The organism is Ruegeria sp. HKCCD7628, from assembly GCF_057221005.1.
This window is the reverse complement of sequence record NZ_JBWVBA010000001.1, coordinates 765,236-785,541: the sequence shown is the minus strand read 5'-3', so window position 1 is coordinate 785,541 and position 20,306 is coordinate 765,236. Positions and strand designations below refer to the sequence as shown.

Below are 20,306 nucleotides of genomic sequence, written 5' to 3'. Positions count from 1 at the left end.
CACGGGGAGGAATACTACAAATGAGCCGTAAGGTTCTGTTAATTGAGGATGAGCCGAACATTGCCGAGGCTATTCGGTTTTTGCTGACGCGCGAGGGTTGGCAGGTTGAAACGCATGCCGAAGGGTTGGACGCATTGCGGGTTATCCAAAGCGCCGACCCTGATCTGGTTATTCTGGATGTCATGTTGCCGGGCAAGAGCGGGATGGAAATCCTGCGCGACCTGCGCGAGCTTGAAGACTTGAAGACCTTGCCGGTTCTGATGCTGACCGCGCGCGGACAGCTGCGGGATCGCGAGATGGCCGAAAATGCCGGAGTCAGTCGTTTCATGACCAAACCGTTCTCGAATGCCGAGGTTTTGACCGCGGTGCGGGATTTGCACGCTCAGGCTACGCGGTCATGAGCATTAGCGAAGATCGACGGCCACAGGGTGTTCGGCCTTCGCTGTTTTTGGAACGTCAAAGCTATCGCCGTCGCCGACTGTCGGATGCCGCTCGCTTTTTGCCGATTCTAGGCGCCGCTTTGTTTGCCATCCCATTGCTGTGGCCGGGGTCTGATGAGGCAGGAGACGGCATTCGGCTATCGTCGGCCATTCTTTATATCTTCGTATGCTGGGCCGTTCTGATTGGCATCAGTTTGGTTTTTGGTTTTGCAGCCAGACGTATGGCCACTCAAGACGAAACCGATCAGAGACCAGACTGATGGCAACGCTGAACGTCCTGATTCTGGTGTGCTTGGGCTATGTTGTACTGTTGTTCGGTGTAGCCTTTGCGGCTGACAGGCTGGCAGCTGCAGGCCGTGGGGCGTGGCTGCGATCCCCCTTGATCTATACGCTGTCGCTGTCGATCTACTGCACCGCCTGGACATTCTATGGCGCGGTCGGGAACGCTGCGCGATCGGGGTTGGAATTCGTGACGATCTACCTTGGTCCCACGCTGGTCATGATCAGCTGGTGGTGGGGCCTTCGCAAACTGGTAAGGGTGGGGCGCAGCCAGAGGGTGACCTCGATCGCAGACCTTGTTTCTTCGCGTTACGGAAAATCCAACACCCTGGCGATTTGTGTGACCGTGTTGGCCGTTTTGGGGGGTACGCCCTACATCGCCTTGCAGCTTCAGTCCATCACCCTGTCTTTCTCGATTTTCGCCGAGGCCGATCCGACAGGTCTTTATCGCGAAGGATCCAGTGTGTTTTGGGTCGCTGCCGGATTGGCAGTCTTCGCGATTCTGTTCGGAACACGGAACCTTGACGCCAATGAACGGCACCACGGGGTTGTGACCGCCATCGCGCTGGAGTCGGTGGTCAAGCTCTTTGCCCTTCTGGCTGTTGGGATCTTTGTGGTTTGGGGCGTCGCGGGCGGGCTTGGTCCCATGTTGGACCAGATCGATTCGTCCGAAATCGGTCAATGGAACGTGGATGCGGGGCGCTGGACTACTTTTGTGTTTCTGTCGGCGGCATGTTTCGTCTGCTTGCCTCGGATGTTTCAAGTCATGGTGGTCGAAAATTCGGACGAGGCGCATCTGAGGACAGCCGCATGGGCATTTCCTCTGTACCTGCTGCTAATGAGTTTGTTTGTCGTGCCCATCGCAGTTGTGGGGTTGGACCTTTTGCCCGAAGGATCCAACCCTGACCTTTTCGTACTCACCGTGCCTCTGTCTCAAGGGAATGAGTGGCTGGCGATGCTCTCGTTCATCGGCGGTTTTTCTTCGGCCACATCCATGGTGATTGTCACAGCCATGGCGTTGTCGACGATGGTGTCTAACCATGTTGTCATGCCGATCTGGCTTAGCACGCAAGGGGGGGCAGGATCGGTCTCGGGGGATGTCCGGCATGTTGTTCTTATGGCGCGGCGGATATCCATTGCAGTCGTCATGGCGCTTGGGTTCTTTTACTACCGTTTGTCCGGTGGCGGAGCGGCCCTGGCGTCTATTGGCTTTATAGCTTTTGCCGGAATTTCCCAGATTTTGCCGGCCCTTGTGGGTGGTTTGTTCTGGCGCGGGGCGACCCGGACAGGGGCTCTTGTCGGGTTGACCGTTGGGTTTGTATTGTGGATTTACACCTTGTTGCTGCCGGAGATGGGTGGCGGGTTCATGTCTGGTACCATCATTCAGAACGGTCCATTCGGTTTGGAGTGGCTGCGACCTCAGGCGCTGTTCGGGATCGAAGATATGGACCCGATCGTGCATTCGGTCATGTGGTCACTGTCTCTGAACACGGTGGCGTTCTGCGTGGCCTCGTTGCTTAGTTTTCCCAGCCCGCTGGAGCGCTTGCAGGGTGCGCAGTTCGTCAATGTGTTCGACCATTCCGTAGCGCCTCGGGGCTGGAGCGGCTTTGTGGCGCAGAGCGAAGATCTGATGATCATGACCCAGCGTATCCTGGGCGCGGGTCCGGCGCAGGACTTCTTTCAGGCCGAGTCGGAACGGCAAGGTGGACGTTCCAGTCTGCCAGAGCCGACACCTGCCTTTCTGGAACGGCTGGAGCGAGAGCTCAGCGGATCTGTCGGCGCGGCGACGGCGCATGCGATGATTGGGCAGATTGTGGGCGGCTCGTCGGTCTCGGTCGAAGACCTGCTGGCTGTGGCCGATGAATCGGCGCAACTGTTGGAATACTCCAGCCAGTTGGAGACAAAGTCGGCCGAGCTGACCCGGACGGCGCGCCAGTTGCGGGATGCGAACACAAAACTGACTCAAATTTCTGAGCAAAAAGACAATTTTTTGGGCCAGGTCAGCCATGAATTGCGCACGCCTATGACCTCAATTCGGGCTTTTTCCGAAATCATGCGCGACACTGACGGATTAAGTCCCGAGGAACAGACGCGCTATGCTGCGATCATCCACGATGAGGCGCTCCGATTGACTCGCCTGTTGGATGATCTGCTGGACCTGAGCGTCTTGGAAAGTGGCAGGGTGAACCTGAACATGGGGGGCGATACGCTGCGCTCGGTTTTGGACCGGGCCGTCTCAAGCGCCCTGGCGGGATCAAGCACTGGTATCGAGGTGCGGCGATCCAAGTCGGCCGAACGTATTCCGCTTCACACCGACCTGGATCGGTTGGGGCAAGTCTTTATCAACCTAATCTCGAATGCGCAAAAATACTGCGACGCGGATGAACCTGTGCTGACCATCTCGGCTCATGACGTTGGTGGGCAAGTGGTGGTTGATTTTGCCGATAATGGCAGCGGCATCCCTCCGGAAGCTCGTTCAATGGTGTTCGAGAAATTTGCCCGTGTGAGCGGTGAAAAGGCCGGAGGCGCGGGCTTGGGCCTGGCAATTTGCCGCGAGATCATGCAGCGGCTGGGGGGTGAGATCACCTATCTTCCCGGTCAGGGCGGCGCTGCGTTCCGAGTTCGCGTTCCATTGGCCTACCGTCAGGCCGCTCAGTAGTGGGCGCGTAAAGACATTCGTAACCTCAGCTGGGTTAGACCGGATGTCAGGCACAGGAACGAAGGGCGGTTTTGGGAATGACGCAACCGGTCGGCACGGCGTTGGCGCGCAAGCTCTCGGCAAGTCAGGAGGAGCGGGGTGACAAACCGCGCTCTGTTCTGCGGGCTCTGCGATTGGCATTCGCACGAGCGGCAGGGGATGTGATGAAGCTGCCCGTGACGGTGATCGGCGCAAAACAATCATGTCGACCGGTGGATACATTGGCTGAAGTTGCCAAGGATGACTGGCTTTTCGTGCTGCTGGGAAATGGGGATGGTGTTTCAGCGGCCGTGTGCCTTGATCCTGGCGCAATGTCTGCAATCGTTCAGGTGCAGACACTTGGGCAGGTCATGTCGGACCCGCCTTCCGCGCGCGTGTGCACGGATACGGATGCGGCTATGGTCGCACCTCTGATCGAAGAGGTACTGACCCGCGCATCCCGTATAGTCGAATCCTCGGGCGATCAGGCCGGTTTGACGGGGTATGAATACAAGGCGCGTTTGCCGGACAAGCGCACGCTGACACTGGCTATGGTCGAAGATATTTATGACGTATACGAACTGACGGTCGAGCTTGGCGGAGGTGTGCGACAGGGACAGATTTCCCTGTTTCTGCCGGATCGTCAAAAAGATGGTGACCTTGATGACCCCGACGAACAGGTCGCAGGCCCCAATCTCGAGCAGTCGTCGGGCGTATTGCGAGCGGAGCTGAACACGGTGATCTGCCGTATGTCGTTGCCCTTTGCGTCATTGTCTGGGTTATCGGAAGGTGATGTTCTTCCGCTGGTCGGGGCGCGTGTAGACAAGGCCGAAGTCTTGACGATTGACCGATCACGGGCTGCTGTGGGTCGCTTGGGCCAATGTGGCGGAATGCGCGCGGTGCGATTGAACGAACACGAAACTATACCCAGCCCGCTAAACGCGGCTGAGCATGAGTTTCTTGAAGCCCGGTCGCCAACGGCGCAATCCAAACCCGAGCATGATCTTGAAACAGATATTGTTCCGATCACCCGAAAGGCACTGGAAACGATTGAGGGTGAGTTGACCCTGGGCGATTCAGATCAGATTGCAGCCGAGATTTCAAAGCTTGCTGGGCTGGATGGCAAACCTGACTAATGCTGCCTAGTCGCTCACGCTGCGAAGTTGATCCAGCGCCGGTCTGAGGTTCTCAAGCGCGTAACCGGCTTTGGTGGTTGCATCCAGAATGTCATCTGTGCTCATCCGGTCACATTGCCCAAGGGCCCAGACAACCGAACAGCGCGTTCCCGAGGCGCAATAGGCCAGAACCGGGCCGCTGCAGCGTTCGGCAAGTTCGCGCTGAAGGGCGACGTTTTCCGGCGTCATCGTCTGGTGAGTCAGTTCCAGCACTTCGTATTCCATTCCAGCCGCGCGAACCGCCTGTCCAATCGCGTCAGATTGCAGGTCCATCGGAACTTCACTGTTAGGTCGGTTGCAGATAACCCGAACAAAGCCTAAATCAGCAATGGTCTGAACGTCCTCGACCGAAATTTGCGGCGAGACAGCGTAGCGGGGGGTAATTGGTCGAATCTCCATGACAATTGATTAGGCCGGGTTTGCGGCTCTGTCCAGTTGCGCCCCGACGACGGGTGCGGCGAACATCCCGGCAATCATGGCGATCAGGAACACCACTCCACCGATGCCACCATAGGTGACAGAGGCAATCGCGGGGCCGGGGCATAAGCCGGACAGACCCCATCCCATACCGAACATCACGGAACCTACGACCAGTCGACGATCCAGCTCGGGCCGGGACGCTTGCGGATACTTGCCCCCTGTCAATGGTTGACCGCGCGCGGCGATTTTCCAGGCGACCAACATCGGCAGGATCGCCCCGCCCATTACGAAGGCAAGCGTCGGGTCCCAGTTGCCGAACACATCCAGCCAGCCCTGCACCTTCGTCGTATCGGTCATGCCCGAAATCAACAAACCCGCTCCGAACAGCGACCCAGCTAGCAAAGCGATCAGAACCCGCATCAAACCCATCCCAACATGTGTCGCAGCAGGTACAGAGTTACAGCACCTGAACCGATATAGATAAGCGTTGCCACGATACCGCGCAGCGAGAACCGCGATATACCGCAAACTCCGTGCCCCGAGGTGCAGCCATTCGCGATCCGCGTTCCGACACCAACCAGGACTCCTGCGATTATAACGACAGGCAGATTGCCGGTCAGATGAGTTTGCGGGGCAGGGGACATGAACAGCCACAGCACCAGGGGCATTCCGATCAGCCCCGCGACAAAAGCCAGCCGCTCGGCGGTGCGATCCGTGCTGTCGACCAGCCCCCCGAGAATTCCGCTGGCCCCCATTATGCGACCGTTCCCAAGCAGGTAAACTGCGGCGCCCAAGCCGATCAGTAGTCCCCCCGCCAATCCCCAAATCCACGCGACTTGCATTGTTCGCTCCCTTTCGGCGCTAAAGCTTGTTGATGGGAAGCTTCAGAAAAACATCACCTTTTTCGTCCGCAGGCGGCATCTGACCTGCACGCATGTTGACCTGCAGAGACGGCAGGATCAGGCGTGGCATACCAAGGGTCGCATCACGCGCGTCGCGCATCTCGACGAATTCCTCGACCGGTCGTCCCTGACCAATATGCACATTCAGAGCTTTTTGCTCGCCCACTGTTGTCTCCCACGCGTATTCGTCCCGACCGGGTGCTTTGTAATCATGACCAACGAACACTCGGGTTTCATCCGGCAGAGACAATATTTTTTGGATCGATGCATACAGCATCTCAGAAGACCCCCCAGGGAAGTCACACCGCGCAGTGCCGAAATCCGGCATGAACAGCGTGTCGCCGACAAAGGCCGCGTCTCCAATCACATATGTCAGGCAGGCTGGTGTATGGCCCGGTGTGTGCAACACATCTCCGCGCATCTGGCCAACGTGAAAGCTGTCACCTTCGCGGAACAAGGCATCAAATTGGCTGCCATCGCGCTGAAACTCGGTCCCTTCGTTGAAGATCTTGCCGAAGGTTTCCTGAATGGTCACGATTTGGTCGCCGATGCCGATTTTGCCACCAAGTTCCTGCTGTAAATATGGAGCGGCCGAAAGGTGATCGGCGTGCACGTGGCTTTCCAAGATCCATTCTACCTTGAGGTCGTGCTTTCGGACGAAGTCTATGATCATGTCGGCCGAGTTGGTGTTTGTCCGCCCCGAGGCATGGTCGAAATCCAGAACGCTGTCGACGATCGCACAAGCTTGACCTTCGGGTTCCTGAACCAGGTAGGACACTGTGAATGTATCTGTATCAAAAAACGCTTTCACCTTAGGTGTCATTTTGCTCTCCGTACGTGCCTCAGTATTCATATATTAATTGCGGAATATAAGGCAATCAACAGTTCGTGACTTGATGTCTGTCAAGGCAGCTTAGGCTGGATTGGCATAGAATTTAAACAATCCGCAAAACCACACGATGACCGGGCACTTGGCAGGCGAGTTTTCGCCCGTATGCGGGCTAAGATCGGCAAGTCTTAAAACGGTTACCTATATGAGGTTAATCAGACAGCATTTGGGAGGATGAACATGTCTACAAGCAATTTGTATTCCGAAGCTGAGCAGCTTGAAGCGAAGTTGCAGGGTGCCTGTCTTGAGACGCGGCTGGCTCTTCAACCCAGCGTGACCAAAATCATCGAGCGTATGCGTCAGCAAGGTGTCCACATCCCATCGCGGTTGCGGCGTTTGGATGCGGCGTTGTGCGAAGACGCAATGGAAGCGCGATTTGATAATCTGCCAGTCTAAGGCACATTCTCAACTGAACGAAATTCCAAGTATCACAAGCATCAGCCCGAGAACCGACAGGAAAAGCGAACCCAGGTTCCAAGGCAGAACGCCCTGAACAACGGCGCGCAACTCATCATCCGACAAACCGGACTTGCGCGCCTTCATCACCCGTAAAATGCACCAGACCAATCCCAGAAGGCCTGCGAGCGAGAGGGCAGCACCGCCCCATGTGATGATTTGAAACATGGTTCCCCACAAACGGTTCACTGATTTCCTCAGCGCTTATCGGATCGTACTGCGTCACACAAGCCTGACCATGGATTGTGCGCTTGCGGTAGGTGCAGAGGCAAGGTATCCCGCGAAAGCCGCTGTTACAGCATCAAACCGCAATCGCTGAGAGAGACGAAAATGGAAGATATGACCGAAGATCAGGCCACCGCCAACTATCGTGTGACAGCGGGTGAATTGCGCCAGTTCATTGAACGCTTCGAGCGATTGGATGCTGAGAAAAAAGACATTGCTGAGCAGCAAAAAGAGGTCATGGCCGAGGCCAAGGCGCGCGGCTACGACACCAAGGTCATGCGTAAGGTTATCGCTCTTCGCAAGCGTGACCAGGATGATATTGCCGAGGAAGAAGCTGTACTTGAAATGTACAAAGAAGCGCTGGGCATGAACTGAGTAAGTCCGGGAAACTTACAGCCTAATTTAGCGGGCGACAGGTCCCTATTTGACCGAAATTGTAGGGGCAGTAGAGGTGGCATCTCGATCATTGAGGTGCAAAGAATGCGTTTATCGATTTTCTTGTCTACGGTCGAAGAAAGCGGACGCCGGTTGTGGTCTCCAACCGGTCGATATCCTGTTCGTAAAGCTCTGAAAACGCGTCCACAATATCCGAATTCCAGCCAGAAAGGTCGAGTTCTTCTTCGATTTTGTCCGGCTGCGCATTCTCTGTCAGAATCAGTGCAAGGGCGTCCGTGACCTCACCGCGAGTCAGGTTTGAATCTGGCTGCGTTAAATCTGCTGCCTTCTGCTTTCCTTCGTCCGTCAGCAAAGACAGAAGCAGATCGAATTCCTTGTTGATCGGAGTATCGTCCGGCAGATCCGCAATCGCGCGGATAATGTCGCCCCAAATGAACGGCGTGTCTTCGTTGCACCAAAGCGTTATTTTCACGTTGGGGGCAAGGTCGCGAATATCGTCAATCATACCGATCCAGCTGAGACAGCTCAGGTCAGTGTTGTCGATAACCGCCGCGCGTTCCGCTTCTGGCAATGACATTAACAACTTGGGGATAAAGCTCCCAAGGTTTTTTAGGGCCAAAAAGATCTCGACCTGATGGCCATGAAACGCGTGCTCGAGCAGGGCCATTCTTTCGCCCGCGCGAGGGTAAAGCTGCCCGTCCAAAAGAGTTGCTCCGCGATCACCAGCGAACTCGTTGCTCAGGAAGATCGCGCGTTGAGCGTTTTCGTCCGAGGGCAGCACATTTCGCAACCGATCCTCGCCTTTTGGGGTCAAAGAGCCCGAGTGTAACGCCTGAAACACCGGATTAAAAACTTGCCGAAATCTTCTGGGGCCAAAAAATCGGGTTCCTGTTTGGGACAGAGTTGTATTGTTGGTCTGTAAAGACGTGAGTAGCCGGCCTTCGTCGGTAAAAGCAGCACCGGCGTGGATGGCAACCTGCATCGTTGGTATACGTCCTTACGTCTTTGGCCTTGTCTGCCGGATTACAGTCTGAGCGTGGTACAGTCAAACCCGGGCTATTACAAAGCGCTTGCCCAATTGGACAAGAAGAAATCGGACTTTCCTTAAGCAAGGATGAAATTTGAGGCTTGCAGTCCCTCGCCAGAGCCATTAATCGACACTCAATGCCCCTATAGCTCAGCTGGTAGAGCAACTGATTTGTAATCAGTAGGTCCGCGGTTCGAGTCCGTGTGGGGGCACCACTTCCCTTGTCAACACATTGATGCACATTGGCTTCTTAAGAGCGCTGCAGGCAACGGACATTTCAGTGCCCTTCTGTTTCAAAAAGAACGGCACATACTATTCCGATCGAGGAGTGCCACAGGACCTCTCACACCACTGTGACTCACCGAAAACCACCTACTCTGTGGGAATCCGGTCGGCTTCAGTGGCAACCCAACGTGAAAGACGGGCTGCGGAACAACTGGACGAGTACGGGTCCCACTTGCGGGTTCAGAGTGTGGATCGGCCCAGGAAGCGCCGTTTGAGGGTTGCCTTGGGCGGTTAAGCTGGGGAAAACCCACCGCCCGTGAGAGAGACTGTGAAGCTCTCGGGCACAGTGGGCATCTAAGGCTTGTATTCAGTGCGTCGCCGACTACGCCCCGATCAATGCCTCGTCTATGTTGCCATCCATGCATTGTGGGCGTGCTTAGTCCGTCGACCGAAGATCAGGTTTGTGGTCTTCGTAAGTGGAGTTTCATCTCTAAACCGAGATTCATTTGCCGAGATGGACAGCACAAAGGGCGTTAGCAAACGAAGAGAGCGGTCTAGTCGAGTGCGCAACTTGAAATTCTTTGCCTAGTCAAATCGATTCAGATTGCGAGATGTTTGAAGCAATATTCTTGAGGTTGCGCCTTTTAACACTTCAGGTCGCCGAAAGCGCATTGTACTCATAGCCTTGTGGCCGTATTGAGATTTTCAGGACCGAGTTAGGCCCGACACGCTCGCCCGCGTGGTGGAATGGTAGACACAAGAGACTTAAAATCTCTGGGCCGGAAGGCCGTGCCGGTTCGAGTCCGGCCGCGGGTACCAACTTCTTAGGCGACAGTAAGATTTGCGCATGCCTCAGAATAGCCTGAGGCCTTTCGCCTCGCTGTCGTAAATCTGGGTGCCCGATGGATGGTCCTCGGCCAGCCGGTGCACTGTCGCCTGAGTGAGTTTCGTGGTCATCTTTGATCGCCGCTATAGGCCATGTTTCGATTGGATCCTGAGAGACCTCAGGACGTGCTATGAGGCGACCAGTTTTGTTTTCTTGACTGCGCAGACCCTCAGCAGGTTCTATTAAGTCATAAAAGGTTTTAAAAACAGCGACTTAAAATACATTCCCCTAAGGCTTTCGGGCTCGATCCTAGCCATCCGCACCATTTGTCATACCGGAAAGCCAAGCTGCCCAATAAGTCGCCAGATATCGCGGTTGGCTTCGGACAATTGGGTGACAACTTTTTCAATTTCCCGCATGGCCTCGTCATCGACTGTGTCTTCACGTCCCAGTCTGATGTCGGTTTTTCGGTCAGCGATGCGCATAAGAATCGTTTTTGGATTCCCGCTGTCTGGATCGAAGGAATAGATGCAGTGATTATACCGATTCCGGATGCCAGACAGTTTAGACAGGCGGTGTGTGTGCTCGAGTATTGGGTCCCGTATTTCGGCAGGCCGCCCTTCCATTTTGGCCAGACGTTCTACAAGGTCGATGCGCGCCCTTGTTGTATTCAAGGTTAAAAAGATGATGACGGCTGTGTCTTTGGGCGTGCCAGACAGGCCGGCGATTAAATGGATCAAAAGGCTTTCGGTGTTGGTCCACATATAATTCAGCCTGCCGACAAGCAGGATGAGACGATCGAAACGGGCTTCAAAATCTTCAGTCAATTGTCGTGTGCTGCGCCTCTTGCGGGGCGACCTCAAAAAAGAACTGTGCCGCCGCGGTTCGATTGCTTACACCGATTTTTCCCGCGACATTGTGTATATGCAACTTCACCGTATGTTCAGTGATCCCTAGATTTGATGCAATAATCTTGTTGCTTTGACCTTTTGAGACCAATCGCAACACCTGCTTTTCCCTTCGCGTCAGTTTGGAATAAAGCGGGTGCGGGTCTGTCGACTCAACCGAATGTTTCTGCGTTGGAGAGGTTGCGTTGCACACTGAGTTGGCGAGAAAACTGGGAAGATAAAGTTCTTCATGTAAGAGAAGGCGAAGGATCGACCGCCACGCGTCGGGTGCAATATTCATCGGAAGGTAACCTATGTCCCCATGTGCACCGGGATCCCAACGGTCAAATACAAACCGAGCCGCATCTTCCTTGCGATACGCAAATACGAGGCTACCTAGCCCTGCACTGTCCTTATAGTGTCGCGGGCGGGCTAGAAAATCTTCTGTCAACATCTGGTCAACAATCAGAATTCTTCCGGGACCATTGTTTTCCGCGCCGTAAATTGGCAGGGACGCAATCGATTCGAAGCGATGCGTAGAGACACCAAATTCAGATTGAACACTTTCGATGGTCTGCTCTGAATAAAACAGCTCCTTGCCGATGAAATTGATTGAGAACTCTTCCAATAAATATTGACTATTCAGGGTATTATCCTGAAGCGGAATGTTCATAACCTCCCCCTTATCACTACCACGCCACACAAGCGGCGAAATCATTAACTGAACATTAGATTAATATTAACTGAATATTAACGCACTTGAGTAGATGGCCATAGAAGAAAGTAGAATTTTCTTCCGTGTCCGGTCGTTCAATTGTGAAGAGTTCTAGAACTTTCGGATAGGCGTCATCGGTGCGATTTTCCAAATAAAATCTGGATAGTTGCGGGAAGTAACTTGCAGGTTTTAAACCAATTTTTTGTTTCGTCTCGACCACTCGCTAATGGCCGATCGAAATTTTTTCAATATAAAATATAGAGTTAACCGTTCTAGCGCTTACGGCTAGCTATCCAGATCACCTTACTGCTGCAACCATGATTGCACTCCAATTTGCGGAGTTGAAGTTCCTATTGCGTCTGCTCATCGCGCATTTTCGCGACGTTTTTCTTCAGACGTAGTTTCGGCTTGGCCGAGAAAGGAGGGTGGGAGAGGAATCACTGAAAAGACACGCACCCATGCGCGGTTTGCGCTTGCGTGCCTCATTGTTTCAACGCGCCAGTCACCGTTTTGGAGATGAATGACGGTCCGTGCGCTCAGTAAGTGGAATTATTGATATGAGTAAACGTCAACAACCGCATAACAGCATCACAGACATTGATGAAGTTAACATCGGTACGGCATATGTTCCCGTGGACGCAGATGTTCACGTTGACGACGCCTATATTGAAGCTGATCTGACTGATCAGGACACCAATGTCGAAAATGAACAGGGTCAAGGCCAGGATCAAATCCAGGGTCAGGCGACCGTGGTCGAGAATGGACAGGGTCAGGATCAGGGACAGGGCCAGGATCAGGGCCAAGACCAGGGTCAAGGTCAGGATCAGGGCCAGGGTCAAAGCCAGACCAATGGCAACAATGACAATTCGAACTGGGTCAACATCGACTTTGGCGATGCCGAGCCTTTGGGCCGTGACGACGACCTGGTCGACGTCGACGTATCCGGCGGGTCGTCGATTGATGATGTGATCACTGTTGGAAACGATTTCGACTACGATCCGGGCGACGATTTGAACCTGGATATTGACCTGAGTGGTGAGGGCAACGACATGTCCGCCATCAACCACCAGTACGCCAACCTCAGCGACGATGATCATCTGGGATCGGCTGCGGTAACCAATACCGGTAGCTTTGACCAGAACGGTAACGCGCGCGGCGGCTCCGCGACAGCCGATGAGGGCATCAGCACGCATTCCGACGGCGGCAATTCGGGCCAAGGTGGCAGCACCCATGCGGGGAATGCCTCGGGCAATACGACTGGCAGCGATGCATACGCACTGGGCGGTCACACCGGTGATGCCGATGGTACCGGTGTCGGTGGTGACGGTGGTAACGCGGGTGATGCGTCTAATGTCGGTTTGGGCGTGGGCTTGTCTGGTGCGGAGTCCAACGGCAGCAGCAGTGCAGGCGCAGGTGGTCAAGCTATCAGTGACTCGGCCGCGCATAACAGCGGCGCTTCGGTTTCCGATGGCACCAGCGTAGCCGGAGAAGGCGGTAATGCCGGATCCGTCGGCTTGGGCCTGGGCTTGGGGCTCTCGGGTGCCGAGAACGGCGGTCTGTCCAGCGGCGGAGATAACGTATCGCATGCTGGTGCGCTGGGTGCTGGTCAGGGGACCAATGACTCTGACGCAAACGGTGCAAATGGTGGCGACGGTTATGCCGACACCGATGGTGTCGCGATCAACGCCGGAAGCAGCGAGACCGAGGCCAATGACGCAGACGCCGGCAATCTGGGCCTTGGGCTTGCAGGAAGCCTGGCTGGCAGTGCGGCCGATGCGGATACCGGGAATGGCACAGGTGCAAGTGGCACTGGTGGCAACGGTAACGGCAGTGGCGGTACCGGCGGCAACGGCAACGGTGCAACCGGATCGGGCGGCAGCGGTAATGGTGCAGCTGGAACTGGCGGTGCCGGAACTGGCGGCGCGGGTACCGGTGGTGACTCGGGTCAGGTTGACGCAGCTCTGGCAGCTTTGAATCAGCAGAATGGTCTGATTGGACTGAATGCTGGTCATGCTGATGCCAGCAATGGTGGCGGAGACACAAATCACGGTAATCCGGGCACCGGTGGCGTTGGTTCGGGCGCAGTCGGCTCTGGCGGCGATGGCACAGGTGCCTTCGGTTCGGGTGGCGACGGAACTGGCGGTGGCGCTGGTGGCGGTGACGGGACCGGTGGCGTTGGTTCGGGCGGCGATGGCTCGGGCGGAATGGCAACCGGAGGTACCGCGGGTGCGACTTCTGGCGCGCAAGGCGTTGGCGATCAAACCACGACTGGCCCGAACGTCACCCAATCGCCTGGCGATGTGAACGGAACCGCGAGCCTGCCGCAGAACAACAGCGGTGACGGTGGCGCGGCCGGTAGCAACACCACCGACGGGTCCGCAACAGGTACCGGTACCGGAACCGCGACTGCCGATGGTTTCGGTGGCGGTGGCGGCGCGATCCAGCAGGATGCGATGTCCAGCGGTACAGGTGCAGGGTCTGCTGATGCAACCAACACCGCAGGCGAGGGCGGCGACTCTGGTCTGTTCTCGGTCGCGGATACGGACGGGTCTGCAGACAGTCTGGCAAGTGCCATTGCAGGGTATGGCGGTGACGCGATGTCCGACAATGACGCAACCTCGACGGGCGCGGGCAGCGCGACCGGGTCGGCCATGTCCGGCTTTGGTGGCGGCGGCGGCGCTGGTGCTGGTAACGGCGGAACCAGTGGCGACGCGATCGGCACTGCGACCTCGGGTGCGACGACCGGCGCAATGGTCAACGGCGGTGACGCTGCGGGTGCCTATTCGGGTGCTGGCGGGACCGGTGGCCATGCAGGCGAGTGGGGCTCCGGCAACGGCGGAGACGGCATTGTGAACGGCGAGTCCTATGCCTCGGCGGCTGCGGTGGTCGACACTTCGGCGTTCAACCAGTCGATTGTCATGGGCGCCAACGTTCTTGGCAACTCGGTCGACACAACCATGGTCGGTGGCTCGATGACCTCCAGCTTCGCCAGCGACGACGCCGACGCGTAACTTGCGTGGTGGCCGGGTCAGAGCTTGGGTTTCCAGGCTCTGACCACTTCTGAAAAACTGTCGGGGCCAAGGACAGATGGCCCCGACTCAACTTAACCCAAGGCAGTTGATTTTGAACGCCGCGGGAAAGGAAATTGAAATGTCGTTTGATAGTATCAGTGAGACGATTGCCCATTTCATCGGAACTTTTGATCTGACGACCGAGCAAGCTCGGTTGCGAGATCAATATCAGGAATTTACTGCTCTCAGGCGCAAGGCTGAGATGGAAGAGCTGGAAGAAGGTGCTGCCGTGAAAGTACGGGCAGACCTTAACCTTGACCCCGGAAAATACGACGCTTTGCCCTATGCGCCATCGGTTAGTCACACTGACATTCCGTTGGCTCCAAACCCTCAACCGTTGGGGCCGGTTCCCGATGGTCCATTGCAGACTGGCCCGGGTCCCGATCAAGTGCTTCCCGATGCGGCGATCGCGTCGACCTCGATACCGATCTTAGTCGCAAAACCGGTTTTGATCCCCGAACTGATCGGCTCGGCTGTCACCTATGCGATTCAGACATTGGACCTGAACGACAACGACACCATCGGTCAGGGGGATTTCCGCGATGTGGACTCATTGGTGCAGCAAGGTCAGGAACTGGCTGATGTTGCGCTTTCTCTACACGCGGTATCGTCCCCATCCTTTAGTATTTCCGATTATCAGTCGATCGAGCATCTCGAATCGATTGTTGCCGAGATGGAGGCCCCGTTCGAAGCCCCGTCTGAGGATGTGACTGTCCACCAGTTTCAAGGCGATGAAGCCATAGGAACGATTGTGAACGGTGAACATGTCGAGGAACTTCCGGATTTTCTGGAATTGGTGCCAAGTCACCATCTTCCTGATGAAGAAGATGACAGTGACCACCCTGATTTGTTGCCAACTGAGTGGGATCAGTCAGACGATGCAGATTTTGGCGATGGTCACACCGTTATCGCGGGGGGCAACCTAGCGATAAACGAGGTGGCCATTACAGTCGGTTGGGTCGATGCTCCGGTAATTGCGGTCGGTGGGCAGTCGGTCAACCTAACCGTTGTAAGCCAGGTGGCGATTGTCTCGGATGTCGACGAAGGGCCCGAGGATAGTCAAAGCGAAACCACGGTGGTTCAGTCGTCAAGTATTGCAGTGGAATCCAATGAGGCGTCCTGGCTTGATGATAATGTCTCGGAAGAGGGACAAGATCCTCTTGTCGCGATCACCTGGATTTCGGGTGATCTGTTCGTCACAAATTTCGTGAAACAAGAAATCAACGCCACTGATATCGACCATATTGAAACCCAGATCGACGCCACGACCAGCCTGTTTGTGTTGGGTGACAACGATCTGGTGAATGAGGTCAGCGTCGTTCAGCTCGGCAGCTATTACGATCTGGTTTTAATCGGCGGAGACATGGTTTCGGTGGATTTTGTCCATCAGACGATTGCGTTGGTGGATGACGATGTAGTCTCGGGGGTGATCGCCGAGGAAGACAATGACAACCTTGTCATGAACCACGTAGAACTGACGACCATTGGGGAAGACACTCATGAAGAGTTGTCGGAAACGCTGGCCGAAGTTTTACCTCTGCAGGAGATGGATACCGACGCTTTGGAAGATGCACTGCTGAACGATCCTCAATTTGCGGGGATGGAGCAGGTGCGGGTTCTGAAAATCGAAGGTGATCTGGTGCAGGTCAACGTCGTCGAACAGGTGACTACCCTGCAGGACCAGGATGATATTCACGTACAAGGAGGGAATGGTGCCATCGCTTCAGCGCTGGGTGCTGGAAATGCGGTGCTGAATGCGGCGAGTATCTCGACCATCGGAGTGGACTCGGTCGTTATGGCATCGGAAGGCGAATATTCGGACGTCGTTCTGCATCAGGCGAGCCTGATTGACACCCAAGACGAAGATCTGGGTACAGAGCTGGCCAATGAAGCCATCGCGATCCTGATGCAGGAAACATCTGGACCGGGTAAGTCAGACCTTGCCCCGGGGCACAACAAACTGACGCCCTCTGAAATGGCCAGCGTGGATGATGCGCTGTCCTCAATGTTAGCTTAATTTCCCAGTTTTTTTTACGAGTGAACCGAAAGTCTGAGTATGTCGAGAACGTTTTCGTCGCGTCGCTCTCTCTTTGCAAGTCCTATGGACGGCGGGGGTGGGGCCAATCCAGTCAAATCAGTTGCCGCACGAACGGCGATGGCGTCCGGCATATTGCCCGAATTACGATTAAGCGAAGACATGCGTGTGCGGCCTTTGAAAAAAGGGCCCGAAAAACCGGAAGCAAACAAAATCAGATTGGACCCCGATCAAAGGTCCGAAACTGACGATATTCAGAAACGCGCTGAATATTCCCTTCGGCGCGCTACGTCGCAGCCTGATCAAGGTCACGGTACTAAGGGCTGCGATGCTGGGGTGGCCGATGCTGAAGGGCTCGGTCCTGAAACCGCCAGAAAGGAGACCGCGCGGGTCCCCCCCCTGTCGCGCTCCAAAGGCGGTGCGAGTATTGGCACCACTATCGAGGCCAAGGCGAACCAACCTTTGCCGTTGAAGAAAAGCGGCGGCGGAGATGGTAATGGGCCACCCCAAACCTTTCACAAACGCACCCCGCCCGAGGATTTTCAGCGTACCCTGCAAGTCTCGCTGCGTGCGATTCTGCGCAACCTTGCCTTTGTACTGGTCCTGACCTGTGCGACGAATATCCTTATTCTGGCGATCCCGATTTACCTGTTTCAGATCAGTGACCGCGTGCTTACCAGTCGATCGTTGGATACGTTGATCATGCTGACCGCGATCGTGGCTGGCGCTGTCATCTTTCAGTCGGCCTTCGATGCGGTGCGTCGCTTCATGCTGATGCGAACCGCGGTCGAGGTTAATGCACGGCTGGGCGCTCCGATCCTCAGCGCGGCCGCTCATGCTTCGTTGCATGGCACAGGGCGCGAATATCAGACATTGGGTGATCTTCAGCAGGTACGAGGTTTTCTAGTATCGGGGACTTTGATCTCGTTTCTGGACGTGCCATTTGCACCGTTGTTCATCCTTATGATCTTTCTGGTTCATCCCCAGCTGGGTATGATCGTGATCGTCACAGCGCTGTTGTTGATGGTCATTGCCCTTATCAACCAACGTATGACTGCCGGACCTTTTGCCGAGGCCAACCGGGCGCAATCCATGGCCAACCAGCATCTGGATTCGATGTCGCGCAACAGCCAGATTATAAATGCTCTGGCCATGATCCCCGAGGCCGTGCGTATTTGGGGCCGAGACACTGCGCAGTCACTGACGTGGCAAGTGCGAGCACAGGACCGGAACGTTATTTTCGCCGCTATTTCGCGAGCGGTGCGTTTGCTGACACAGATAGCCATTCTGGGGTGGGGGGCATTCCTGGCCCTGCAGGGCGAAATCACGGGCGGGATGGTGATCGCGGCGTCGATCATTGCCGGGCGGGCTTTTGCACCCATCGAAGGCTCCATCGAAGGGTGGAACGGTTTCCTGCTGACACGTGGGGCTTACGGGCGGATCAAGAACTTGCTGTCCAACTCGGCGCTTCAGTTCGAGAAACTGCGCTTGCCGCGGCCAGAAGGGCGGTTGGATGTGGAACGGCTGCTTTTTGTTCCCGGCGGCACCAAGCGCGTTGTATTGAATGGGATCAGCTTTGCGCTGAATCCGGGTGAGACTCTGGCGATCATTGGCAACTCGGGCGCGGGTAAGACCACGTTGGGTAAAACACTGGTCGGATCGATTTTGCCGACATCCGGAAGTGTGCGTCTGGACCTGATGGATATCCGCAACTGGGATCCGCGCCAATTCGGCGAAAGCATCGGCTATCTGCCGCAGGATGTGCAGCTGTTTCCGGGCACCATCAAGGACAACATTGGCCGTATGCGCGAAGATGCAACGGACGAACAGATCCACGATGCTGCCGTTCTAGCTGATGTCCACAACATGATCGCCACGTTGCCCCAAGGGTATGAGACTGTTGTGGCCGCCGATGGCTCGCCATTGTCCGGCGGTCAAAAGCAGCGGATTGCCCTTGCGCGTGCCTTCTTTGGAAATCCGCGGCTTGTGGTTCTGGATGAGCCGAACTCGAACCTTGATGTGGCCGGAGATCAGGCGCTGGCACGGGCCATCGCGCAGGCCAAGGAAAACAAGATTACGGTCGTGGTGATTACGCAGAAGCCAACGCTGTTGAACGTGGTCGATAAGATCATGCTGCTGACGGATGGACGTGTTGCTTTGTTCGGGCAGCGTGAACAGGTGCTGCAACAATTGAACGGCCCGCGCAAACAGGCTGGGATTGAAGGCCAGCAGAAAGGGGATGCGTAATGAATGATCTCGTGCCGGTCAATAATGACCCCAAAGACCCAACTGCCTGGTACGCTGAAGTACCGCGCTCGATCAACCGGTTGGTCGTAGTTGGTTTAGTTATGCTGGTCGTCTGCTTTGGCGGCTTTGGCGTCTGGTCTTTCAGCGCACCGCTAGCTGCTGCGGTGATTGCGCAGGGAAGTTTCGTGGCCACTGGTCGCAACAAGATCGTACAGCATCTTGAGGGCGGGATCATTGAAAACATCAAAGTGATTGAAGGTCAGTCGGTTCAGGCGGGGGAAGTGTTGATGACGCTGGACCAAACTTCGGCCGAGGCCAATGAACGAGAACTGTTCATTCGCAAAATCCGCTTGCAAGCCATGTCTGAACGTCTTGAGGCCGAACACAACGAGATGGATCAGTTGGAGTTTTCCGCCGAGTTGCTTTCGGCCACTGACGATGTCGAAGTCATGACCATTCTTGATGGCCAGAAGATCAGCTTCGAAGTATCCCGCAAAACCCTGCTGAATGATATCGCATTGTTGGAACGCAACATGGAGGCCCTCAGGATCCGGTCCAGCGGGTTCGAGGCGCAACTGGACAGCATGAAACGTCGCGCGGAAATCCTGCAGGAAGAATTTGAAACCAAAAAAGCGTTGTTTGACAAAGGCTTGGTTCGAAAGGGAGATTTGAACACGATCCGTCGCGTGCAGGCTGAGGCGGAGGGGCAGCAGGCGAGGCTGGCGGCTGAGACGGCGGAAATCAACCAGATGTTGCTGAAGTATGACGAACAGATCACGCGGACACAATCGGCCTATCGCGAAGCCGCGTTGGATGAGTTGGGTGTGATTGCAGCCGATCTGGAAAGTGTCCGCGAAAAGGCACGTCAGGCGCGTAGTGTTCTGGATCGTGCCGTTGTTCGCGCACCAGTCACTGGGACTGTTGTAAGGCTTCACTATCACACACCTGGGGGCGTGATCGAAACTGGCGAGCCTATTGCTGAAATCCTACCTGCCGATGCGCCCCTTATCATCGAGGCGCAAATTCCCCGAACCGAAATTGACAGTGTGGGCAAGGGCCAGAACGCTACAGTGCGTTTGGTGGCGCTGAACCAACGCACGACGCCAGTACTAAGCGGTGAGGTGTTCTATGTCTCGGCGGATGCTCTGGTCGAAGACTCGTCAGGAACGCCTCAAGAGGTATACTTGGCCCGGATTTCACTGGCCCCGGACGAGATTGACCGGGTACGGGGCTTTATCCCCACTCCGGGTATGCCTGCCGAGATCATGATTCAAACCGAAGAACGCACTTTTGCGGCTTATATCGCCAAACCGGTGACGGACAGTATGTCGCGTGCCTTCCGCGAACATTGATCACGGGTGTAGGGTCTTCAACCTACACCTTCCAGTTTTCGCATGTTATCTTGTTGGGAACA

The 20,306-nt window shown here is 55.6% G+C and carries 19 protein-coding genes and 2 tRNA genes; 13 read left to right on the top strand and 8 right to left on the bottom strand.

The annotated features are described in order from the left end of the window. Positions 1 to 20 precede the first annotated feature (20 nt). The 4 genes from AC2TAD_RS03930 (at position 21) to AC2TAD_RS03915 (ending at position 4,532) form a co-directional block, all read left to right on the top strand. Positions 21 to 401 carry a response regulator transcription factor gene (locus AC2TAD_RS03930; protein ID WP_170355027.1) on the top strand — a complete coding sequence of 127 codons (381 nt, stop codon included), beginning with the start codon at positions 21 to 23 and terminating at the stop codon, positions 399 to 401. Next, positions 398 to 700: a hypothetical protein gene (locus AC2TAD_RS03925; RefSeq protein WP_170355028.1), complete on the top strand. Its 303-nt coding sequence runs from the start codon at positions 398 to 400 to the stop codon at positions 698 to 700. The genes AC2TAD_RS03930 and AC2TAD_RS03925 overlap by 4 nt, the downstream gene beginning before the upstream one ends. Further along, entirely contained in the window at positions 700 to 3,378 is a 2,679-nt protein-coding gene (locus tag AC2TAD_RS03920; RefSeq protein ID WP_480866065.1) for an ATP-binding protein, read from the top strand. Before AC2TAD_RS03925 ends, AC2TAD_RS03920 begins: the two co-directional genes overlap by 1 nt. Before the next feature lie 77 nt (positions 3,379 to 3,455). Beyond that, positions 3,456 to 4,532: a FliM/FliN family flagellar motor C-terminal domain-containing protein gene (locus AC2TAD_RS03915; RefSeq protein ID WP_480866063.1), complete on the top strand. Its 1,077-nt coding sequence runs from the start codon at positions 3,456 to 3,458 to the stop codon at positions 4,530 to 4,532. Between the two features lie 6 nt (positions 4,533 to 4,538). Here the strand turns inward: AC2TAD_RS03915 and AC2TAD_RS03910 are convergent, their stop codons facing one another. From AC2TAD_RS03910 to AC2TAD_RS03895, 4 genes are read right to left on the bottom strand one after another with little or no spacing between them, the layout of a single operon-like run. Further along, positions 4,539 to 4,970 carry a protein tyrosine phosphatase family protein gene (locus tag AC2TAD_RS03910; RefSeq protein ID WP_170753907.1) on the bottom strand — a complete coding sequence of 144 codons (432 nt, stop codon included), beginning with the start codon at positions 4,968 to 4,970 and terminating at the stop codon, positions 4,539 to 4,541. 9 nt (positions 4,971 to 4,979) lie between these two features. Then, positions 4,980 to 5,411, bottom strand: coding sequence for a DUF6691 family protein (locus tag AC2TAD_RS03905; protein WP_480866060.1), 432 nt, complete (start codon positions 5,409 to 5,411; stop codon positions 4,980 to 4,982). Continuing rightward, positions 5,411 to 5,833, bottom strand: coding sequence for a YeeE/YedE family protein (locus AC2TAD_RS03900; protein WP_170753912.1), 423 nt, complete (start codon positions 5,831 to 5,833; stop codon positions 5,411 to 5,413). The genes AC2TAD_RS03905 and AC2TAD_RS03900 overlap by 1 nt, the downstream gene beginning before the upstream one ends. Positions 5,834 to 5,852: 19 nt before the next feature. Continuing rightward, entirely contained in the window at positions 5,853 to 6,716 is an 864-nt protein-coding gene (locus AC2TAD_RS03895) for an MBL fold metallo-hydrolase (protein ID WP_170355034.1), read from the bottom strand. A gap of 246 nt (positions 6,717 to 6,962) precedes the next feature. Here AC2TAD_RS03895 and AC2TAD_RS03890 point away from each other — a divergent pair, with 246 nt between their 5' ends. Beyond that, positions 6,963 to 7,178: a hypothetical protein gene (locus tag AC2TAD_RS03890; RefSeq protein ID WP_170355035.1), complete on the top strand. Its 216-nt coding sequence runs from the start codon at positions 6,963 to 6,965 to the stop codon at positions 7,176 to 7,178. A gap of 9 nt (positions 7,179 to 7,187) precedes the next feature. Here AC2TAD_RS03890 and AC2TAD_RS03885 read toward each other — a convergent pair whose 3' ends face one another. Beyond that, positions 7,188 to 7,406 carry a hypothetical protein gene (locus tag AC2TAD_RS03885; RefSeq protein WP_170355036.1) on the bottom strand — a complete coding sequence of 73 codons (219 nt, stop codon included), beginning with the start codon at positions 7,404 to 7,406 and terminating at the stop codon, positions 7,188 to 7,190. Between the two features lie 162 nt (positions 7,407 to 7,568). Between AC2TAD_RS03885 and AC2TAD_RS03880 the strand changes: the two genes are divergently transcribed. Beyond that, positions 7,569 to 7,838, top strand: coding sequence for a DUF2312 domain-containing protein (locus tag AC2TAD_RS03880; RefSeq protein ID WP_170355037.1), 270 nt, complete (start codon positions 7,569 to 7,571; stop codon positions 7,836 to 7,838). Positions 7,839 to 7,965: 127 nt separating this feature from the next. Here AC2TAD_RS03880 and AC2TAD_RS03875 read toward each other — a convergent pair whose 3' ends face one another. After that, complete coding sequence (locus tag AC2TAD_RS03875) at positions 7,966 to 8,841, bottom strand: hypothetical protein (protein WP_353390536.1); 876 nt, start codon at positions 8,839 to 8,841, stop codon at positions 7,966 to 7,968. A gap of 184 nt (positions 8,842 to 9,025) precedes the next feature. Between AC2TAD_RS03875 and AC2TAD_RS03870 the strand changes: the two genes are divergently transcribed. The 3 genes from AC2TAD_RS03870 (at position 9,026) to AC2TAD_RS03860 (ending at position 9,930) form a co-directional block, all read left to right on the top strand. Next, positions 9,026 to 9,101: transfer RNA gene (locus AC2TAD_RS03870), tRNA-Thr, on the top strand. 20 nt (positions 9,102 to 9,121) lie between these two features. After that, on the top strand, positions 9,122 to 9,406 hold the full coding sequence (locus AC2TAD_RS03865) for a DUF6538 domain-containing protein (RefSeq protein WP_480866057.1): 285 nt from the start codon (positions 9,122 to 9,124) through the stop codon (positions 9,404 to 9,406). A gap of 438 nt (positions 9,407 to 9,844) precedes the next feature. Continuing rightward, positions 9,845 to 9,930: transfer RNA gene (locus tag AC2TAD_RS03860), tRNA-Leu, on the top strand. A 336-nt stretch (positions 9,931 to 10,266) separates the two neighbouring features. Here AC2TAD_RS03860 and AC2TAD_RS03855 read toward each other — a convergent pair. Continuing rightward, positions 10,267 to 10,764 (bottom strand): hypothetical protein, encoded by a 498-nt coding sequence (locus AC2TAD_RS03855; protein WP_170752270.1) that lies wholly within the window; start codon positions 10,762 to 10,764, stop codon positions 10,267 to 10,269. Beyond that, positions 10,757 to 11,497, bottom strand: a complete 741-nt coding sequence (locus AC2TAD_RS03850) for a helix-turn-helix transcriptional regulator (protein ID WP_480866055.1) — start codon at positions 11,495 to 11,497, stop codon at positions 10,757 to 10,759. Before AC2TAD_RS03850 ends, AC2TAD_RS03855 begins: the two co-directional genes overlap by 8 nt. A gap of 599 nt (positions 11,498 to 12,096) precedes the next feature. Here AC2TAD_RS03850 and AC2TAD_RS03845 point away from each other — a divergent pair. From AC2TAD_RS03845 to AC2TAD_RS03830, 4 genes are all read left to right on the top strand, one after another. Then, a complete protein-coding gene (locus AC2TAD_RS03845) occupies positions 12,097 to 14,550 on the top strand; it encodes a beta strand repeat-containing protein (protein WP_480866053.1) in 2,454 nt (817 codons plus the stop codon). Positions 14,551 to 14,689: 139 nt separating this feature from the next. Beyond that, positions 14,690 to 16,627 (top strand): type I secretion protein, encoded by a 1,938-nt coding sequence (locus AC2TAD_RS03840; RefSeq protein WP_480866051.1) that lies wholly within the window; start codon positions 14,690 to 14,692, stop codon positions 16,625 to 16,627. A gap of 180 nt (positions 16,628 to 16,807) precedes the next feature. Further along, positions 16,808 to 18,892 (top strand): type I secretion system permease/ATPase, encoded by a 2,085-nt coding sequence (locus AC2TAD_RS03835; protein WP_480866050.1) that lies wholly within the window; start codon positions 16,808 to 16,810, stop codon positions 18,890 to 18,892. Continuing rightward, entirely contained in the window at positions 18,892 to 20,244 is a 1,353-nt protein-coding gene (locus AC2TAD_RS03830; RefSeq protein ID WP_480866048.1) for an HlyD family type I secretion periplasmic adaptor subunit, read from the top strand. Before AC2TAD_RS03835 ends, AC2TAD_RS03830 begins: the two co-directional genes overlap by 1 nt. Positions 20,245 to 20,306: the final 62 nt, after the last annotated feature.

Excerpts from the sequence above, each read along its gene's own strand:
- AC2TAD_RS03895 (WP_170355034.1), bottom strand. The coding sequence starts at position 6,716 with ATGACACCTAAGGTGAAAGCGTTTTTTGATACAGATACATTCACAGTG.
- AC2TAD_RS03850 (WP_480866055.1), bottom strand. The coding sequence starts at position 11,497 with ATGAACATTCCGCTTCAGGATAATACCCTGAATAGTCAATATTTATTG.
- AC2TAD_RS03915 (WP_480866063.1), top strand. The coding sequence starts at position 3,456 with ATGACGCAACCGGTCGGCACGGCGTTGGCGCGCAAGCTCTCGGCAAGT.
- AC2TAD_RS03845 (WP_480866053.1), top strand. The coding sequence starts at position 12,097 with ATGAGTAAACGTCAACAACCGCATAACAGCATCACAGACATTGATGAA.
- AC2TAD_RS03840 (WP_480866051.1), top strand. The coding sequence starts at position 14,690 with ATGTCGTTTGATAGTATCAGTGAGACGATTGCCCATTTCATCGGAACT.
- AC2TAD_RS03890 (WP_170355035.1), top strand. The coding sequence starts at position 6,963 with ATGTCTACAAGCAATTTGTATTCCGAAGCTGAGCAGCTTGAAGCGAAG.
- AC2TAD_RS03865 (WP_480866057.1), top strand. The coding sequence starts at position 9,122 with ATGCACATTGGCTTCTTAAGAGCGCTGCAGGCAACGGACATTTCAGTG.
- AC2TAD_RS03930 (WP_170355027.1), top strand. The coding sequence starts at position 21 with ATGAGCCGTAAGGTTCTGTTAATTGAGGATGAGCCGAACATTGCCGAG.
- AC2TAD_RS03905 (WP_480866060.1), bottom strand. The coding sequence starts at position 5,411 with ATGCGGGTTCTGATCGCTTTGCTAGCTGGGTCGCTGTTCGGAGCGGGT.
- AC2TAD_RS03875 (WP_353390536.1), bottom strand. The coding sequence starts at position 8,841 with ATGCAGGTTGCCATCCACGCCGGTGCTGCTTTTACCGACGAAGGCCGG.
- AC2TAD_RS03830 (WP_480866048.1), top strand. The coding sequence starts at position 18,892 with ATGAATGATCTCGTGCCGGTCAATAATGACCCCAAAGACCCAACTGCC.
- AC2TAD_RS03925 (WP_170355028.1), top strand. The coding sequence starts at position 398 with ATGAGCATTAGCGAAGATCGACGGCCACAGGGTGTTCGGCCTTCGCTG.
- AC2TAD_RS03880 (WP_170355037.1), top strand. The coding sequence starts at position 7,569 with ATGGAAGATATGACCGAAGATCAGGCCACCGCCAACTATCGTGTGACA.
- AC2TAD_RS03910 (WP_170753907.1), bottom strand. The coding sequence starts at position 4,970 with ATGGAGATTCGACCAATTACCCCCCGCTACGCTGTCTCGCCGCAAATT.
- AC2TAD_RS03900 (WP_170753912.1), bottom strand. The coding sequence starts at position 5,833 with ATGCAAGTCGCGTGGATTTGGGGATTGGCGGGGGGACTACTGATCGGC.
- AC2TAD_RS03835 (WP_480866050.1), top strand. The coding sequence starts at position 16,808 with ATGCGTGTGCGGCCTTTGAAAAAAGGGCCCGAAAAACCGGAAGCAAAC.
- AC2TAD_RS03920 (WP_480866065.1), top strand. The coding sequence starts at position 700 with ATGGCAACGCTGAACGTCCTGATTCTGGTGTGCTTGGGCTATGTTGTA.
- AC2TAD_RS03885 (WP_170355036.1), bottom strand. The coding sequence starts at position 7,406 with ATGTTTCAAATCATCACATGGGGCGGTGCTGCCCTCTCGCTCGCAGGC.